General features: G+C 61.2%; 13 protein-coding genes. 7 read left to right on the forward strand and 6 right to left on the reverse strand.

Annotation, left to right across the window (positions count from 1 at the left end):
• Window positions 1-77: 77 nt before the first annotated feature.
• Window positions 78-878: a hypothetical protein gene (locus GH983_RS09260; RefSeq protein WP_069041307.1), complete on the reverse strand. Its 801-nt coding sequence runs from the start codon at window positions 876-878 to the stop codon at window positions 78-80.
• Between the two features lie 164 nt (window positions 879-1,042).
• Window positions 1,043-2,857, reverse strand: coding sequence for a methyl-accepting chemotaxis protein (locus tag GH983_RS09265; RefSeq protein ID WP_054151375.1), 1,815 nt, complete (start codon window positions 2,855-2,857; stop codon window positions 1,043-1,045).
• A gap of 178 nt (window positions 2,858-3,035) precedes the next feature.
• Here GH983_RS09265 and GH983_RS09270 point away from each other — a divergent pair, with 178 nt between their 5' ends.
• Window positions 3,036-3,425: an acyl-CoA thioesterase gene (locus tag GH983_RS09270; RefSeq protein WP_082347838.1), complete on the forward strand. Its 390-nt coding sequence runs from the start codon at window positions 3,036-3,038 to the stop codon at window positions 3,423-3,425.
• Between the two features lie 6 nt (window positions 3,426-3,431).
• Here the strand turns inward: GH983_RS09270 and GH983_RS09275 are convergent, their stop codons facing one another.
• Window positions 3,432-4,199 (reverse strand): helix-turn-helix domain-containing protein, encoded by a 768-nt coding sequence (locus GH983_RS09275; RefSeq protein WP_194842807.1) that lies wholly within the window; start codon window positions 4,197-4,199, stop codon window positions 3,432-3,434.
• 148 nt (window positions 4,200-4,347) lie between these two features.
• Here GH983_RS09275 and GH983_RS09280 point away from each other — a divergent pair, with 148 nt between their 5' ends.
• The gene (locus GH983_RS09280; protein ID WP_153762243.1) at window positions 4,348-4,785 is read left to right on the forward strand and encodes an excinuclease ABC subunit A; all 438 of its coding nucleotides are present in this window, start codon (window positions 4,348-4,350) and stop codon (window positions 4,783-4,785) included.
• Between the two features lie 61 nt (window positions 4,786-4,846).
• Here GH983_RS09280 and GH983_RS09285 read toward each other — a convergent pair whose 3' ends face one another.
• Window positions 4,847-5,197 (reverse strand): DMT family protein, encoded by a 351-nt coding sequence (locus GH983_RS09285; protein ID WP_153762244.1) that lies wholly within the window; start codon window positions 5,195-5,197, stop codon window positions 4,847-4,849.
• 322 nt (window positions 5,198-5,519) lie between these two features.
• Here GH983_RS09285 and GH983_RS09290 point away from each other — a divergent pair, with 322 nt between their 5' ends.
• From GH983_RS09290 to GH983_RS09310, 5 genes are all read left to right on the forward strand, one after another.
• Entirely contained in the window at window positions 5,520-7,529 is a 2,010-nt protein-coding gene (locus GH983_RS09290) for a bifunctional diguanylate cyclase/phosphodiesterase (RefSeq protein WP_245280914.1), read from the forward strand.
• A gap of 66 nt (window positions 7,530-7,595) precedes the next feature.
• Window positions 7,596-8,516, forward strand: coding sequence for an HNH endonuclease (locus tag GH983_RS09295; protein WP_153762245.1), 921 nt, complete (start codon window positions 7,596-7,598; stop codon window positions 8,514-8,516).
• A gap of 117 nt (window positions 8,517-8,633) precedes the next feature.
• Window positions 8,634-11,666, forward strand: coding sequence for an excinuclease ABC subunit UvrB (gene uvrB / locus GH983_RS09300; protein ID WP_153762246.1), 3,033 nt, complete (start codon window positions 8,634-8,636; stop codon window positions 11,664-11,666).
• A 457-nt stretch (window positions 11,667-12,123) separates the two neighbouring features.
• A complete protein-coding gene (locus GH983_RS09305; protein WP_153762247.1) occupies window positions 12,124-13,581 on the forward strand; it encodes a hypothetical protein in 1,458 nt (485 codons plus the stop codon).
• Between the two features lie 1,623 nt (window positions 13,582-15,204).
• Window positions 15,205-15,705: a hypothetical protein gene (locus GH983_RS09310; RefSeq protein WP_153762248.1), complete on the forward strand. Its 501-nt coding sequence runs from the start codon at window positions 15,205-15,207 to the stop codon at window positions 15,703-15,705.
• Between the two features lie 98 nt (window positions 15,706-15,803).
• Here GH983_RS09310 and GH983_RS09315 read toward each other — a convergent pair whose 3' ends face one another.
• Complete coding sequence (locus GH983_RS09315) at window positions 15,804-16,097, reverse strand: DUF6074 family protein (RefSeq protein ID WP_054149656.1); 294 nt, start codon at window positions 16,095-16,097, stop codon at window positions 15,804-15,806.
• Between the two features lie 304 nt (window positions 16,098-16,401).
• Window positions 16,402-17,028 carry a J domain-containing protein gene (locus GH983_RS09320; RefSeq protein WP_153762249.1) on the reverse strand — a complete coding sequence of 209 codons (627 nt, stop codon included), beginning with the start codon at window positions 17,026-17,028 and terminating at the stop codon, window positions 16,402-16,404.
• Window positions 17,029-17,276: the final 248 nt, after the last annotated feature.

Here is a 17,276-nt window from a genome sequence, read left to right on the forward strand (position 1 = left end):
CGGGCCAGAACGTCAGCAAGCGCTTACCAGACAAAGATTAGGCATTTAGCAAAATAGGATAGGGGCTGAGGAGCGGCTCAGCGGCAGTTCCGCTTGTCGAGATAGAGCGAACAATCCTTGCCCGCAGGCGCTCGCGCTTTCGAAGCCGCCGCTGTCCGCCGGCTCGAAACGGGGACCGGATCATCAATGCCGGAATTGCCACTATCCACCGAAAGCGGCAGGATCCCGCCCTCCTCCGACATCTCGGCCACCTGCGTTTCCTGCATCACGGGCTGCTGCGCCCCGCTCGGCCCCGTCACGATCTGCGCCGGCTCGTCGAAGCCGATCCCGTCGACCACCGGCTGGCTGGTATTGCCCTCGGCGATCGCCATAGCCCCGCCTTGCGTCACCACATGCGGCTGCACGCCGACCGGGCTCGTCGCATCCGCGTAAGCGACATCGGAAATCCCGGGCTCGGCCCCGATCCCGAGCGCGCCGTCAATATTGACGCCGCCTTCCGGGATCACCATCGCGCTCATCGTCTGGTCCTGGGCGTCAACAGGCGCCTCAGTGCCCGCCGCCATCATCGGCGCGGCCTGCGACGCATCGCTGTCAGCCAGGTTAGGTGTATCGAGATAGTCGAGCCCCTGCGCCCCGCCATTCGCAGCCCCTGCCGGCGGCGCATAGGCGGCCGCCTCCGCTCGTGGGTCGCCGACGCGACCGACAAGCACCCGCCCGTCTTTGCTGCGATCGACCTTGCCGATCAGCTGGTCGCCGGCGCGCGGCCCTCCAACGTCAGCGAAAGGAATCCGGTCGCTGCCGGAACAACCGGCGACGAGAAGGAGCGAAAGGACGGCAACCGTCAGCCGGCTGCCAAGGGACGAAAACGCAACACTCATTTCACCCTCGATATCCCCTTATGGGACAACGAAAGACAGCATAGGCGATCCCGGCTTAATGCGCCATGAACGAAAACCTTGAGGAATCCAGGGCAAAAATTAGGGGCCGGCAGATCGCTCCGCCGGCCCCGGTCTGTCGATTGTCCGTGCGTCAAGCCTGACGCTTACGCCGCCCGGCGATGACCGGCCGCCGCCTGCGCAGCGTTCACCTTGAGGCGCGAGAGCAGCTGGCGCAGGTTGTAGCTCTCTTCCGCCAGCGACTGGCCGGCAGCCGAGGTTTCCTCGACCATCGCCGCATTCTGCTGCGTCATCTGGTCCATGTGGTTGACCGAGGTATTGATCTCGGCCAGGCCCGTGGCCTGTTCCTTCGCCGCGGTCGCGATCGTGTTGACGCTTTCGTTGACGCGGTTGACCAAGGCCTCGATCTCGATCAGTGCCTCGCCGGTCGAGCGCACCAGGCCAACGCCGGTATCGACTTCGGCAGCCGATGCGCTGATCAGCGTCTTGATCTCCTTCGCCGCATTCGCCGAACGCTGCGCCAGTTCCCGCACTTCCTGCGCCACGACCGCAAAGCCGCGACCCGCTTCACCGGCACGCGCCGCCTCGACGCCGGCGTTCAGTGCCAGCAGGTTGGTCTGGAAGGCGATTTCGTCGATGACGGAGATGATCTGGCTGATCTTCTGCGAAGAGCCCTCGATCCGGCCCATGGCATCGACCGCGCTGCGCACGATCTCGCCGGAGCGGTTGGCGCTCGACTTGGTCTCGGCCACCATCTGACGTGCCTCATTGGCGCGTTCAGCCGCCGTGCGAACGGTTGCGGTGATCTCGTCGAGGGCCGCCGCCGTCTCTTCGAGGGCTGCCGCCTGCTGCTCGGTGCGCTTCGACAGGTTGTTGGTCGCCTCGCTGATATTGCCGGCCGAGGACGTTACGATGTCACTCGTCTGGTTGATCGCGGCAATGACGCCGCCCAGTGATTCCACTGCGCGGTTGAAGTCGTCGCGCAGCTTTTCGTATTCCGAACCGATGACGCCGATCTGCACGGTGAGATCACCTTCTGCCAGACGCTCCAGCGCCGAACCCAGCGCATTGATCGCATGGTTCTGCCGCTCGGAAGAGGTGCGCAGATTGAGCTCGTTGCGCTCGCGTTCGCCGTTCAGATTAGCCTGCTGCTGCGCTTCGCGATCGCGCAGCTCGATGCGTTCGCGCACGCTGCCACGCAGAACCTCAAGCGTCTTGGCCATGCCGCCGATCTCATCCCGACGCTCGATGTCACCGATGGAAACGTCGACGCGCTCCTCAGCGATGTCGTTCATTGCGCCCTTCAGGCGGTTGATCGGATGCACGATGCTGCGCACAACGAGATAGGCAAAGAACACCATGCCGATGCCCGCAAGACCAATCACGACACCATAGCGGAGCGCCGTGCCGCGGAAGAGCACTGCGAGGTCATCAGAATAGACGCCCGTGCCGACCACCCAGCCCCATGGCTCGTAGCCGATCACATGAGACAGCTTCTCGACCGGCTCTTCGAAGCCAGGCTTCGGCCAGTAATAGTCGACGAAGCCTTCCTTGCTAGCTTTGACCGTATTGACGAACTCGACGAACAGGAACTTGCCGTTCGGGTCCTTGTTCTGGCTCAGATCCTTGCCGTTCAGTTCCGGCTTGATCGGATGCATGACCATGGCCGGCTGCATATCGATGACGAAGTAGTAGCCGTCAGGATTGTAGCGCATCGCGCCGGTGACTTCCTTGGCCCGCGCCTGCGCCTCCTCGCGCGACAGCGTGCCGTCGAGCTCCTGCTTGTGATACGTGTCGAAAATCGAGATCGCCTGATCGTTGATTTGGGCCAGACCCAGACGACGCTCGTGTACCAGCGCGTCATACGATTGAACGAGGCTGTATGTCAGTGTGCCCACGAGTACCGCCAGAGCCAGTGCGACCAGTGCGTATAGCCGCACAGACAGAGACACCGATTTCATGCTTTCCACCCCCAACTTTGATTCGAATGCCAAATTTTGATATTTATCAGTTCTAAACTCCGTAAATGCGGTCTTACAAAATGTTACGGGTTCTTTTTTGTATGTGAATATTAGTAGTGGCGCACCGGCTGCTCCGCGTACTTCTCTGTGCAGCACACACAGGAGTCTCGACAGAATGATGATCGGTACAACGCAAACACCCACCGGCGAACTGACCCTGAGAACACTTGCCATGCCGGCAGACGCCAATGCGGCAGGCGATATCTTCGGTGGCTGGGTCATGGCCCAGATGGACCTTGCCTGCGGCATCCGGGCGGCCGAGCGTGCTCGAGGCCGCGTCGTCACGGCTGCCGTCCAGGAGATGGCGTTTGCCATGCCGGTCAAGATCGGCGACACGCTGTGCGTCTATACGGAAATCAGCCGCGTCGGCCGCACATCCATGACGCTCAAGGTCGAGACCTGGGCCCAGCGCTATCTGACCCATGTCATGGAAAAAGTCACCGAAGCGACCTTCGTCATGGTCGCGCTCGATGCTGATGGCAAGCCGACGCCGGTGCCCCAGGCCTGACCGGCCTCAGCCGGCCATGCTGAGGAAGAAAGCTTCGCAGGCGTCATCCGACGGGAAGAACATTTCGATCTTGATATCCGCGAGCGCGATGTCATCCGCCGTGCCGAACTGCGTGATCGTCGAGAACATCGGATAGACCATTCCACCGAAGCGAAAGCGCACCGCCAGAACCGGTGGCAGGTCGCCGCTTGCGCCGTGATCGCCCTCTCCCACCTCGCAAGCCAGCGCCTCGGCTGCCCGCTCCAGCATCGAATCGCCACCGAGATGAGCGCTTTCCAGTCTGAAACGGGCCGCCAGATGCCCGGCAACCTCATGCCAGTTCTCCACCAGTTCGGCGCCCTGTCCGGGCTGCAGCAGGAAGTCGATGAAGCTGTCCCCGGCAGTAAGACCGAAGCCCGACAACATGGCATGACCGCTCGCATTGGCATCCATCACGGTCCAGCAGCGATCGAAGACAAAGGCCGGATAGGGCATATGCCCGGCAATCATGTGGCTGATCGCCCTGCGGATAGGTGCCATGGTCGCGCTGTCCAGCGGCCGGCGGGCATAGGCCGCGCGATAGCCTGCCGCATCCAGCATCAGGTTGCGCTCGGCCCGCGGCACCTCCAGCGCCTCGCCGAGCCGCAGAACCATGTGCCGGCTCGGCTTCGCCCGTCCCGTCTCAAGAAAGGCGATGTGCCGCGCGGAGACATCGGCAACCAGCGCCAGCTGCAATTGGCTCATCCGTCGCTTGCCGCGCCAGTTGCGCAACTGGCCACCAAAATCACCCGTCATGACATCCTCCATGCTGCAGCGTTCCGAGCGGCAATTGCAAAAACTTCTGGCAGATGCAGCGCGCCTCGTCACTTACCTGCGGAGTAATTGCGACACGTCCGGCCGGCCGCCATGGTCACGTCATCGCAACCGGAAAGGAAAATTGCCAATGTCCCGTGATTTTGCCGCCACCTGGCTGAAGCTCACCAGTCTCTTCATCGTATTGCTGGGCCTGCTCGTCGCCCTCGGCGCCCACCCCGCCGTTTCGCTGCCGGCAACCCTCCTCGCCGACGCGGTGTTCTGGCCGCTTGACGGCGCCCAGCCCATAGATACCCAGGCCGCCCGCGTACTCGCTGCCATAGGCGGCGGGGTCATGGTCGGCTGGGGCGTCATGATGTGGCTGATCATCGACCGCCTGCTGCCGGCCGATCCAAAGCTTGCCCGTTTATTGATGATCGAGGGGACATTTGCCTGGTATCTCGTCGACAGCACCGGCTCCTTCGCATCCGGCGCGAGCGTCAACGTCCTGCTCAACACTCTCCTCTTGGCTGCCATCGTCCTTCCGGCCTGGCGTATCGGCACGGATCGCGTCGCTACCGCAAGCTAGAGAAACGGTGGCCCCAAACCGGCCAGAAGACGGCGCGACCAGAACTTGGCCGCGCCGCCTTTCATCCGCGAAAGACGAAGGCAGCCCCGGCAGCGATCAGGGCAAAGCCGATCACATGGTTGATGGTCAGGCTTTCCTTGAGGAAGAACACCGAGAAGCCGGAAAAGACGATAAACGTGATGACTTCCTGAATGGTCTTCAACTGCGCGGCCGAATAGACCTCCGCACCAATCCGGTTGGCAGGAACCGCCAGGCAATATTCGAAGAAGGCGATGCCCCAGCTCGCGACGATCGCGATCCAGAGGGCGGACGTCTTGTATTTGAGATGCCCGTACCAGGCGAATGTCATGAAGACGTTCGAGAGGGAAAGAAGCAGGATCGGCCAGAGAGCGGCGGGAGAGAGGCTCGGCATGGAGAACTCGTGAGATGGAGGGGGAGATGCAGGCGACCCATGAGTCGCCTGCACATATCTACATATCAAATGGTCTCGACGATGGGCTGTGCATTCTCGCCCGCCACTGAGTTCCCTTGCGTGTAGCCTTTTGCAACCTGCGCGACGAAATCAGGGCTTGGAAGGCCAGAGTGAAAGCGGGCAAATGCGACGCGAACTCACATTTAAGCACCACCAAAAAGTTGCCGATGATTTCTAGTTAAATTGCGGCGAGCCGCGATAACACCCCGTTAAGTCGCTCTTGTTATTGATGTTTTATTGCGATTGGTATGGGTTTTGTTTTATGTGGTTGAACGAGAGCCGAAGCGGCGGAACAGTGCCGGCAGTGCTGCAAGCCCAGGTGGCGGACATCGCCGACGGCTATCGCTCCACACTCGTCTTGAACCTCATCACACTCACCGTCTGCCTGTTCATCCTGCACCTTCAGAACGAGGCAGGCTGGACAAACGTCTCCTGGTATGTAGTGTCGATCATTGTGGTCGCCATCAGGGCCTATACCATGAATGCGCTCAATCGGCGCGGCAAGCTGTTGTCGGCGCCGCAGAGCAGCCTGACCATTCTCTCGCTCGGCGCGCTCGCCTCGGGCATCGTCTGGGCCGCACTGCCCTGGACAATTGACGACTTCGAACCGCTCGGGCGCCATGCCCCACTCTTCTTGATGATGGGCGGCATGGCCGCCGGATCGGTCGTTAAGCAGATCGGCTACACGCCGCTCGCCTTGAACTACTCCATCCCGATTCTGCTCTCCCTGATGGTCAATCTGATCGGCAACTGGCGCTTCAATGACGTGCTGGTCGGCGTCTGCCTCAGCCTGATGATCTTCGTTTTCATCCGCCGCAGCCTCTGGGCGGAGCGTATGTTCGTCAACAGCCAGGTCGCCCGCCATGAGGCGACCGCACTCGCTGATAGTCTGACCCGTGCCAACAGCGACATCCTTCGTCAGAACTCGCGTCTCGAAGCCTTGGCCAACCGTGACACGCTGACCGGCCTCGCCAACCGCATGTTCTTTCACGGACGCCTCGCCGGCGACATCGCCAGGGCCGCCGTTGTCAACGAACAGGTCGCCCTGCTGATCTTCGACGTCGAGCGTTTCCAGTCGATCAACGACACGCTTGGCCATAGCGCCGGCGATGCGCTGCTGCGTGAGATCGCCACCCGCCTTGCATCGCTCGTCGAGGACGGCAGCCTGATCGCCCGTCTTGGCGGCGATGAATTCGCCGTGGTCGTCAGCGGTCCGGATGCCTTGAATCGCGCCCGCACCCATGCGGCCGCCGTGCTCGAAGCCAGCCGCCGGCCGATTCACTGGCACCAGCGCCAGTCCGTCATCGGCCTGAGCGTCGGCCTCGCGGCCTATCCAGATCACGCAGACAATGCCGAAGAACTGCTCGCCTGCGCAGACATGGCACTCTACGACGCCAAGCGCGCCGATCGCCGCCAGCTGCGGGAGTTCGACCCCGACCTGCGCCGCAATGCCGAGCGCAAGCGCATCATCGAGCAGGATCTCGACCGCGCCATACAGAGCGGCGCCATTGGCGCCTGGTTCCAGCCCCAGGTCGACCTGACGACACGCCGCATCACCGGCTTCGAGGCGCTGGTCCGCTGGCAGCATCCGCAGCTCGGCTTCGTGTCACCACCGGAAATCGTCAACGCCGCACGCACGGTGCATCTCTCGGAACAGCTCACGGCAAGTATCGCCCGCGATGCTTGCCTGCTCGCCCGCCGCCTGCCTGATTTCCACCTCGGCGACGTGACGGTGGCGCTCAACGTTTCGCCGCGGGAATTTGCGCTCTATTCCGTGCCTTGCATGCTGCAGCGTGTCACTAGCGCCCATGGCGTGGCGCCATCGGCACTCGAGATAGAGATCACCGAGGAGGCCATTCTCGATCCCGCACTGGCCGACGAGCAGTTGAAGCAGCTCGAACAGGATGGTTACAAGCTCGCCGTCGATGATTTCGGCATGGGCCATTCATCCCTCGCCTATCTGATCGGCCTGAAGGTCGACCGTCTGAAGATCGACCGCAGCTTCGTCAAGGACGTCGCCCGCAGCGAGACCAACCAGAAACTGATCTCGGCCATGATCAGCCTCGGCCAGTCCCTCTCCCTCGACATCGTCGTCGAAGGCGTCGAGACACCCGAAGACGCCGCCATCCTCGCCCGCCTCGGCTGCAGCATCGCCCAGGGCTATCTCTTCGCCCGCCCCATGCCTGCAAACGCCCTCGACACCTGGATCGCCGAGAACCAGCCGACCGCACTCAAGCGCAAGACACGGTCAAAACATCTGTCGGTGGCGTGATCGAACGCCGGTTGCGTCCGCCGAATACGGCTGCATAGTGGCGAAGCGAAATGAGTCGAGACGGCCATGGCAAAGGCGATTTTCTACCACAAGGACGGGAGCGGCTATAAGGATGTCCGAGGACAGCTTTATCACTTCCCGAAAATGTACCTCTCCCGAATGCAGCAGTCTCTGGGTGACTGGATCGTCTATTACGGCCCCCTGACGGGCATGCCGAGCCGATACTACTCTGGCCTTGCCAGGGTCACGGCGATCGACGACGACAACGAGATTGCGGATCACTATTACGCCAGGTTGGCTGACTATATCGATTTTGACCGTCCACTGGATTACCGCGAAAACGGCGGGTTCGAGCGGCAGTTGGTACGCCCCGATGGAAGCGTCAATCCCGGGCGCAGCGTCCAGGCAGTTCGCGTGATCAGTGACGGTGAATTTGCTGCCCTGGTGAACAGCGGCCTGTCCGAACCCGATGAGTGGCCGCAAAGGATCGACCAGGCGGGAGACAGTCATCTGCCAGCCGACCCCCTGACCTACTTCGAAGTCGATGAGCCGGCGCAAGCCGAGTATGTCGCAGACGGCTATGAACGGCCGATCCTGCAGCAGACGATCAATCGTCCGTTCCGGGATGCGAAATTCCGCCAGCATATCCGTCGGGTCTATGATCGCACCTGCGCCTTCACGGGCCTTCGCCTGATCAACGGCGGAGGCCGGCCCGAAGTGGAAGCAGCCCATATCGTGCCCGTAGAGCGTGGCGGCAACGATTCCGTGCAAAACGGTATCGCCCTCTCAGGCACCGTCCACTGGATGTTCGATCGCGGCCTCCTGTCACTCGCAGACGACTTCACCATCCTGCAGTCCCGCCAGTTGAACGAGGACATCTCCCACCTGCTCGTCAAGGACGGCAAGGCACGCGTCCCGGCCGCCCCGCATCTGCGTCCCCACCCGCATTATCTCGTCTGGCATCGCGACAACGTCTTCAAGCACTGACGCCCTCTCCCTCCTGCCACCACGCTGGCAACAACCTCCTCTTCCTGTTGCGTTTTTGTTCTGATTATCCTGGCCCCGCCCCTTCCCTTTGCCGGCGCGGTTCTCCATATTCCGGCCATGGCCAAGTCTCCCAAATCCTCCGCCCCCTCTGATAGTTTCGAGGAAGCCCCGCAGACCGCATTCGAAGGCGCGCCGCTCGCAGGCTCCGTCTCCGACTGGGTGAAGCAATTGGAGGCGGAAGCCGAGGCCTCGACCGTCGAGAGCCAGCGCGAACTCGCCTCGAAGGCCGGCAAGCACCGCAAGAAGATCGAGATCGAGGCCCGCCGCCATGCGGAAAAGGTCGCGCTGGAAAAGGCGAAGCCTGCTACCGCCAAAAACACCACCGCCTCCAAGACCTCCCGCGGTGTCTCGATCGGCGCCTCCAACGACCCGAAGACCCGCGCCGCCGCCGGCCTCAATCCGATCGCCGGCATGGATGTCTCGCTCGAAGAAGCCGAATCCCTGGCCACCGGCGCCGTCACCGCCACCGTCGAAGCCCTCACCGCCCTGATCGAAAGCGGCAATCCGCTGTTCAAGAACGGCGAACTCTGGATGCCGCACCGCCCGGCCCGGCCGCAAAAGTCCGAAGGCGGCGTGCCGATCCGCATGGCCTCCGACTTCGAACCCGCCGGCGACCAGCCGACCGCCATCCGCGACCTCGTCGAGGGCCTGAAGAATGACGACCGCACCCAGGTCCTGCTCGGCGTCACCGGCTCCGGCAAGACCTTCACCATGGCCAAGGTGATCGAGGCGACCCAGCGCCCCGCTGTCATCCTCGCGCCGAACAAGACGCTCGCCGCCCAGCTGTATTCGGAGTTCAAGAACTTCTTCCCCGACAATGCGGTCGAATATTTCGTCTCCTATTACGACTACTACCAGCCGGAAGCCTATGTGCCGCGCTCGGATACCTTCATCGAGAAGGAGAGTTCGATCAACGAACAGATCGACCGCATGCGCCACGCCGCCACCCGCGCCATCCTCGAGCGTGACGACTGCATCATCGTCGCCTCCGTCTCCTGCATCTATGGTATCGGCTCGGTCGAAACCTACACCGCCATGACCTTCCAGATGTCGGTCGGCGACCGCATCGACCAGCGCCAGCTCTTGGCCGACCTCGTCGCCCAGCAATACAAGCGCCAGGACATCAACTTCGTCCGCGGCTCCTTCCGGGTCCGTGGCGACACGATCGAACTCTTCCCCGCCCACCTGGAAGATGCCGCCTGGCGCATCACGCTGTTCGGCGACGAGATCGAGAGCATCACCGAATTCGACCCGCTCACCGGCAAGAAGACCGGCGACATGAAAACGGTGAAGATCTACGCCAACAGCCACTATGTCACGCCGAGACCCGCCCTCAACGGCGCCATCAAGTCGATCAAGGAGGAGCTGAAAATGCGCCTCGCCGAGCTAGAAAAGGGCGGCCGCCTGCTGGAGGCCCAGCGCCTCGAACAGCGGACGAAATACGACATCGAAATGCTCGAAGCCACCGGCTCCTGCGCCGGCATCGAGAACTATTCGCGCTACCTCACCGGCCGCAAACCCGGCGAGCCGCCACCGACCCTCTTCGAATACATCCCCGACAACGCGCTGCTGTTCATCGACGAAAGCCACGTCTCCGTCTCCCAGATCGGCGGCATGTATCGCGGCGACTTCCGCCGCAAGGCCACACTCGCCGAATACGGCTTCCGCCTGCCCTCCTGCATGGACAACCGCCCCTTGCGCTTCGAGGAATGGGACGCCATGCGCCCCCAGACCGTGGCCGTCTCCGCCACCCCCGGCAACTGGGAAATGGAAGAAGCCGGCGGCGTATTTGCCGAACAGGTCATCCGCCCCACAGGTCTCATCGACCCGCCGGTCGAGATCCGCCCGGCCAAATCCCAGGTCGACGACGTGCTCGGCGAAATCCGCGAAACGGCGCTCAAGGGCTACCGCACCCTCGTCACCGTGCTTACCAAGCGCATGGCCGAAGACCTCACCGAATACCTGCATGAACAGGGCGTGCGCGTCCGCTACATGCATTCCGACATCGACACGCTGGAGCGCATCGAGATCATCCGCGATCTCCGCCTCGGCGCCTTCGACGTGCTCGTCGGCATCAACCTTTTGCGCGAAGGCCTCGACATCCCCGAATGCGGCTTCGTCGCCATCCTCGATGCGGACAAGGAAGGTTTCCTCCGCTCGGAAACCTCGCTGGTCCAGACCATCGGCCGCGCCGCGCGAAACGTCGACGGCAAGGTCATCCTCTATGCCGACCAGATTACCGGCTCGATGCAGCGCGCCATGGACGAGACCTCGCGCCGCCGCGAAAAGCAGGTCGCCTACAACACCGAACACGGCATCACGCCCGAGTCCGTCAAGGCCCGCATCTCCGACATTCTCGACAGCGTCTACGAACGCGACCACGTCCGCGCCGACATCTCCGGCGTCTCCGGCAAGGGCTTCGCCGATGGCGGCCACCTCGTCGGCAACAACCTCCAGGCCCATCTCAACGCGCTGGAAAAAGACATGCGCAACGCTGCCGCCGATCTCGACTTCGAAAAGGCCGCCCGCCTGCGCGACGAAATCAAACGCCTCAAGGCCGTCGAACTCGCCGCCATGGACGACCCGATCGCGAAGCAGGAAGCGAAGAATATCGAAGGCGGCAAGGGCCGCGGCACTCCCCTTCTCCCCGCTGGCGGGGAGAAGGTGCCCGGTAGGGCGGATGAGGGGCAGCCCCACATCTCCACGTCAGGCCGCAACAAATCCGGCGCCCCGGAAGGCAAGGGCAGCTATTTCTCCAAACCCCATATCGACGACATGGGCCCCGGCACCGATGGCGCCGTCCCCATGCCGAAATCCGGCCCGGAAAGCTCCTATTTCCGCAAGAACACCCTCGACGAAATGACCGTCGGCCGCACCGAGAAACCGGTGACCGGCAAGCTACCCGAGAAGCCGGAGGCTCCCCCTTCTCCCCGTTCACGGGGAGAAGGTGCCCGAAGGGCGGATGAGGGGCAACCCGACGACCCCCGCCCCATCATCCGCGCCCGCTCCGGCGCCGGCTCCTACGAGGATCCGGCGGATCAGAAGCGCAAGGGCCGAACGAAGGGCAAGACGGGGCGGCCGGGGCGCTAGGTCATCTCCCCCCTTGCGGGGGAGAATGGAATTTCAGCATCTTAGCGCAGCTAAGTGCTAGAAATTCCAAGAGAGGGGCACAAGCGGAAACCATGCAAGACCTGGCAAACCTGCTCTCTGATATCCTCAGTTACATGACCGCCGGCTCGCGCAGCCGTTCCCGCAGCGTGCGATGGCTGGTGCGGGGTGTGATGGTAGTGTTGATGGTTGGGTTGTTGTGGGGGATGTAGCAACTATGGCCACCGACTGCTAAATATAGCATCGTCGAGGACCTCATTGAGCCCGAAATTTGGCGTTCTTCGCATCTGAACTTTCAGGTAACGTGCAAGGCGCCCACTCTGAATGAGAAAGCCCAACAGCGCCCCATCCACAAGATACTTCGACTGTTAGCAACAAGAAACACCGTTGCTATAATGACACTCTCGGATAAGTTGCTGTTCGAACGGAGGGGTGCTTCATGTCACTTTTTGCAACAGAATTTCCGGTAAAATCGAGCGTGGATAAAGCCGCGTTCCTATCGCAAGTCATAGCATGGCTTCGCGGAAACAATTTCAGTAAAGTGCTTGATGAATTTGACAGCAAAGACCTCGACAAGAGCCACGCTCACATTCGCTCGGCGAACCATGAAGAGCTGATATTTCGTGAGCTAACTGATGACGGAAGCAATAAAGCGATCGGTTTTCGTCATGACATTCCAGACGACAACGGGCGCTTATGGCGCACTGAAGCGGTGCTGAGATTTAGTTTTCCTTCTAACGACCTCAACCTAATCAGTTTCAAAACGCAGTGTCTTGCCAAGTGGCCGACTGCTAGGACTGACGTACCCAAAAAGCCGTTTTTGATTAAGGCAATAATTGGTGACAGTTGGCAGTCGTCGGACAAGAGCTTGCCGGTATCGGACAAGCCGGTATGGCTGAGCGAATCCGAACAAGACGTCCTACGGGCTGCCTCCATATTTCAATCCACGGCAAGCAAGTTCCTTCCTATAGTCTACATATCAGCCAAGAAACCAAATGAGTGGCAGCTAGATAGAGTTGCAATAGAGAAGCTAGCGTATGAACTTGGTGGAGTTGCGCACGTTGTTGTGGAACCTTCTCGAGGGTTCTCATTCAAACTCCGCGATGCTACGGCAGGCAAAAACTCGTATGGTGGGACCATCGCGCTAGTCGCCCCAACTTACGGAACATTGCGTCGCTTCTTTTCTGGCGGAAACGACGTAGACCGGTTCGAATTATCGCAATCCGTAAGAGCTGCCGCGACATCAGTCCGCTCCCAGATGCCAGTGTTGGGGTGGGATTGGCTCAATCTCCAAGAGGCTTGCTTAATTGATCAACGAAACAGAGAGCGAACGCGCTTAACAGCGGAAGAAATTGAATATATCTACCAGGAAGAAATACGAACAAAAGATGAGAAGATAAATGATCTTGAAAATCAACTTCTCGAAAGGCCAATAACCACAACCCAAGGCTCGGGCCCGGGAGAAGAGTTTCTCGTAAGCAGAGAATTCATAGAACTGATGTCTCCAGAAATATATCCGAACGAGATTTCAGACAGAATACGCCTCGCCGTACAATCTTGCTTAAAGCACGCTGACAGCGATGGATTAGATAAGAGAAGCAAGCATATACTTGAAGAAATAATCAAAAATTCTTCGTATTCAGACGACGTAAGCGAGCTCTGCAACGACTTAAAACGAGCATCTAGGGACCCCAAAAGAATGACTGCTGAAGTAAGCAGCTTATTACTACGCCATGGGTATATCGAGAAATCGGACAATAAGCATATCCGACTTGAACCTGTAAAAGGCATGGGCGGGCTTGAAAACATCACCCTTTCGAAAACGCCGGGAGATAAACGAGGTCTGGAGAACAGCCGCAAGCAGATCGAAAAAATCCTCGGAATCAACAAATTTTGAAGTCAATTGGCGATTCTCAAGGACTTATCGGCCCAATCTCAGAGGAAGTTGCACCAGTCTGCGTTTCCCACACCGTTAGTCACCGCCCCCTCCGCACGAATCGCGCCCCCCCCCAAGCCAGGAAGGACGGAAAATCGAAGGCTCAGGCGAGCGCAAGCCGCCTAAACTTCAGATTTTCCTAGAGAGGGGCACGGTTCCGTTGGCACTCACCTCACCGAGCCCCCCCTCGTGCGAAATCTGAGGTTTGACATCCGGATCGGGCCAACTCCTCTCACAGCCTTCGCGCGGTGTCGCGCTCAGGCCTCCGTTCGCTCAATTCGACTCAATGGATCGATTTCTGGCCTTCGGGCACCGCTCCGAAGTCTCCGCAGCAAGGAGGGAGATGGGACCCGACTTTGGCTTGTGACTGGATCCTCGGGTCAAGCCCGAGGATGACGACCTCTAGCCCGGGGGAGGCATTCTCCTCGAGCGTTGTGCGATCTCAACGGTGGTGGAGGATACATGTCGCTCCCCTACACTCCGTCATCCTCGGGCTTGACCCGAGGATCCAAACACAAGCGTGCCAAGGCCAGATACCCCCGCCAGTCCGCCACAAATCGCCAAAAAAAGGGGGACGCCCCGGCCCGATTCCCCAACAAAATCAACAAAACAAAGTTTTTTCATCCCCACCCATTTCCACCCCCTTACCCTAATCCCCGTCCCGCCCTCGGATACACCTGGCGATGCGATGTCAGGCGAAGCGGGGCCGGCGCCGGGGTGGCGTGCTCTCGCAGGCACAAATCCCCGGCCCGCTGCAACGGTCTCCCTCTGGACGTGGGGCTGGTAACGAAGGTGATGGGGTCGGATGCCTCTCACCGGATACCCCGATCGGAAGGACGTGCCTCAGAGGCACACAGACAAGGCGCCCACGCCGTCGCGAACATCCAGACAGCGGGGCGGATAAAACGGCGGGGATGGCGGAGGATCGCAAATGATCCAACCTCATCCCCCGGGCGAGGGTCCCGGTCGGAATGGTGCACCATCCGACGGGAACCTCCCGGGCCACCGGCCAGGCTCTGGCAGAACACTCTACGGAGGACTCTGCCAAGCCGGACCCTACGCCCGGTCATCCTCGGTCCTCGGGTCAAGCCCGAGGATGACGAGGACCGTCGCCGCCTTGCCAGAGAGACGCATGCAGCGGGAAAAGACGCCGAACGAGGCGCCGGAAGGAGCCACATACATTACTTAGACAGGTTGCTTCTGGCGCCTCGTCCGAAACAAGCATGACCCACCCGGAGGGAGGTGATCCCGACCGGCGGCGAAGCTTGGGGTTTTTGACAGTTCAGTTCCTGGAGGGTGGAGAGCGGGCCGCAAGCGCGGAGCCCCTCTCCCCCTTGGTGGGGGAGAAAGCGATTTCGATGAATTAGGCGAGCGCAAGCCGCCTAAACATCTGAAATCGCAAGTGAGGGGGTCCGTTCGTCGTGCCACCATCACCGATCCCCTCACCAACAAAATCTGAGGTTTAGCCCTGATCGGGCTAAGCCCTCGATTTTGTAACCTCTCCCACAAGGGGAGAGGCACCCCACCCGCCCATTCCTTGCTTCCCTATTTCGCCAATTCCCTAACAACCGAAAGGAGCCCGACATGCCAGACCCACGAACCCCCGCCCCCGAACCGCTGGAGCTGCGCCTGCTGCGCGACACCTTCGACGAACGCGGAATCCCACTCCGCTGCCCGCGGCGCCAATGCCGCCGCAGCCGGCACTGCAGCGGCACAGCCCATCGCCCGGCAGATCCACTCACCGCAGACGAAAGGCTGCCGCCCTGCGCCCTCCGCGCCAAACCCGAGGCGCGCCGGCAGTTCCTGGCCATGGCGAGTGACCTGCTTCCGCCTCTTGATGACAGCACCGCCCCCGGCATCTGGCCGGATGACAGAGAGGCGGCCAACAACCTTCGCCAGGCGTTGGCGATCGTCGAGCGCATCCACACCCGCCCCGGCCCGCATCCGGACAGCGAACGGACAGCGCTTGCCGCTTGGGCCGCCTGCGACCCAAACCCACAACTATCCGCCGTCTGCCGCCGAATCTGGCGCCACACCAAGGTGGAGACAAAGCCACGCGCAAATCCGGGCTCCGCGCCGTCATGAGGCAGGCCCCCATCCTGCGACAGGACATGACGCGGCCTGCCGTCGTCACGGCAGACAGGCCGCAAGGCCATTTCTATCGCAAGGGGGAGGAAGCGACGCTAGGTCGCCGCGAGACTGCGCTCGCAGCCATTAGGCTCGTAGAGCAGGAACAGCTCCCGGTGCACCTCGGCTTGAAAGGCGAGGATCTCCCGGCGCACATCCTCATAGGTTTGGCCGGTATCGAACAGCTCGGTTTTCAACCGGCTGCAGAGCGTTTTCCAGAAATCGGTCGCCGCCTGTCCGTTCAGCTGATCCAGCCGACAGGCGGCGGAGCGAACGAGTTGCCGACGATGCGCAAGGGGGAAATGTATGATCGTCTCGCGCGCCTGCGATACGAAGCCGTCGCTATGCATCTGTGCCTTCTCCAGTTGTTGGTATCTGGGGACCCCCTCCCAGGGGCTCACGGATCAGGATGAGGCAGCGCAAACGCGCGCAGCGCCCGGCGGACCTGATCCATGCCATGCCATGTCATGCCATGCCAGTCCTACTGGGGTGACAGTGCCGATACTGTCTTCGACAAGGGCCAGTTCACCGGAGTATGTCGCGATACTAAAAAACGCTAAGTCACTGTCAACAGGCGTTGACAGGTTCTCCACGAGATTTGTGTTTTGTCAGGCTTTCGGCCGGAAAAGGTCAGCCGGAGCTTACGTTCCGCCCCTACTCAGCCGCCTTCGGCAGCTCCTCGGTCTCGACTTCCACAGGCAGCGGCTCCATCTCGTAGGAATAGCCCTCGAGCATGGAATAGGCCCGCTCGATCGCGGCGATCTGCACATCGGAGGCCTTGATGGCATCGGTGATCGATTGCGCCCGGGCCCGCAGCATCGAGCCGAGCACATCGGTCTCGGGGCGGCGGCCGAGCCGGTCGAGATGCTTGCGCACCCGCGCCCGGTGGCGCTCCAGCTCAAGAATGTGGAAGCGGGCTTTCAGGATGTCGTCGGTCAGCTTGCGGCGCAGCCCCGCGACCGGATCGAACGAGCCCGGTTCGCGCTCGTCGAGGATCATGTCGTTGATCAGCGTTTCCAGCACCATCAGCCCCTTGAGGTCGGCCGGCTCGGCCAGCTGCGGATCATAGCCGGTGTCGTCGAAGACGCGGCGGCGCACGGGATCCTTCAGCAGTTCGTAGCAGGCGGAGATCTTCGCAAAGGCTTCCGTATCGCCGCCGGCATCCGGATGGGCGGTCTTCGCCACCTTGCGATAGGCAGCCTTGATGGCGGCCTCGTCGGCATCGCGGGCCACGCCCAGGACCTCGTAAGGGTCGATCACTGCGGCACCCGTCTTTGCCATACTCATCCACTCCCGTGCCCAGCCACCTCTCCCCTAAACCCGGATGGCGGCTGCTTCAAGACGGAACAAACCTCTGTCCCCGGTCACGATCCGCACCATCCGCACGGCCCGCCCAAGGGGATCGGGGGCAGGACGGGGCGCATGGAAACGGTACCACCCTTTAAATCTCAAGGATTTCAGCCCGTTGCCGCGCTTTTGTCGGCCCGACTGTGACTTTTCATACTTGCCAAGATTCCGAAATGTCCCTA

Source organism: Agrobacterium sp. MA01 (assembly GCF_009650195.1).
Classification (GTDB): Bacteria; Pseudomonadota; Alphaproteobacteria; order Rhizobiales; family Rhizobiaceae; genus Allorhizobium.

Bases quoted from the DNA above. Each gene is read 5' to 3' on its own strand.
- GH983_RS09260 (WP_069041307.1), bottom strand. From the start codon at position 878: ATGAGTGTTGCGTTTTCGTCCCTTGGCAGCCGGCTGACGGTTGCCGTC.
- GH983_RS09265 (WP_054151375.1), bottom strand. From the start codon at position 2,857: ATGAAATCGGTGTCTCTGTCTGTGCGGCTATACGCACTGGTCGCACTG.
- GH983_RS09270 (WP_082347838.1), top strand. From the start codon at position 3,036: ATGATCGGTACAACGCAAACACCCACCGGCGAACTGACCCTGAGAACA.
- GH983_RS09275 (WP_194842807.1), bottom strand. From the start codon at position 4,199: ATGACGGGTGATTTTGGTGGCCAGTTGCGCAACTGGCGCGGCAAGCGA.
- GH983_RS09280 (WP_153762243.1), top strand. From the start codon at position 4,348: ATGTCCCGTGATTTTGCCGCCACCTGGCTGAAGCTCACCAGTCTCTTC.
- GH983_RS09285 (WP_153762244.1), bottom strand. From the start codon at position 5,197: ATGCCGAGCCTCTCTCCCGCCGCTCTCTGGCCGATCCTGCTTCTTTCC.
- GH983_RS09290 (WP_245280914.1), top strand. From the start codon at position 5,520: ATGTGGTTGAACGAGAGCCGAAGCGGCGGAACAGTGCCGGCAGTGCTG.
- GH983_RS09295 (WP_153762245.1), top strand. From the start codon at position 7,596: ATGGCAAAGGCGATTTTCTACCACAAGGACGGGAGCGGCTATAAGGAT.
- uvrB (WP_153762246.1), top strand. From the start codon at position 8,634: ATGGCCAAGTCTCCCAAATCCTCCGCCCCCTCTGATAGTTTCGAGGAA.
- GH983_RS09305 (WP_153762247.1), top strand. From the start codon at position 12,124: ATGTCACTTTTTGCAACAGAATTTCCGGTAAAATCGAGCGTGGATAAA.
- GH983_RS09310 (WP_153762248.1), top strand. From the start codon at position 15,205: ATGCCAGACCCACGAACCCCCGCCCCCGAACCGCTGGAGCTGCGCCTG.
- GH983_RS09315 (WP_054149656.1), bottom strand. From the start codon at position 16,097: ATGCATAGCGACGGCTTCGTATCGCAGGCGCGCGAGACGATCATACAT.
- GH983_RS09320 (WP_153762249.1), bottom strand. From the start codon at position 17,028: ATGGCAAAGACGGGTGCCGCAGTGATCGACCCTTACGAGGTCCTGGGC.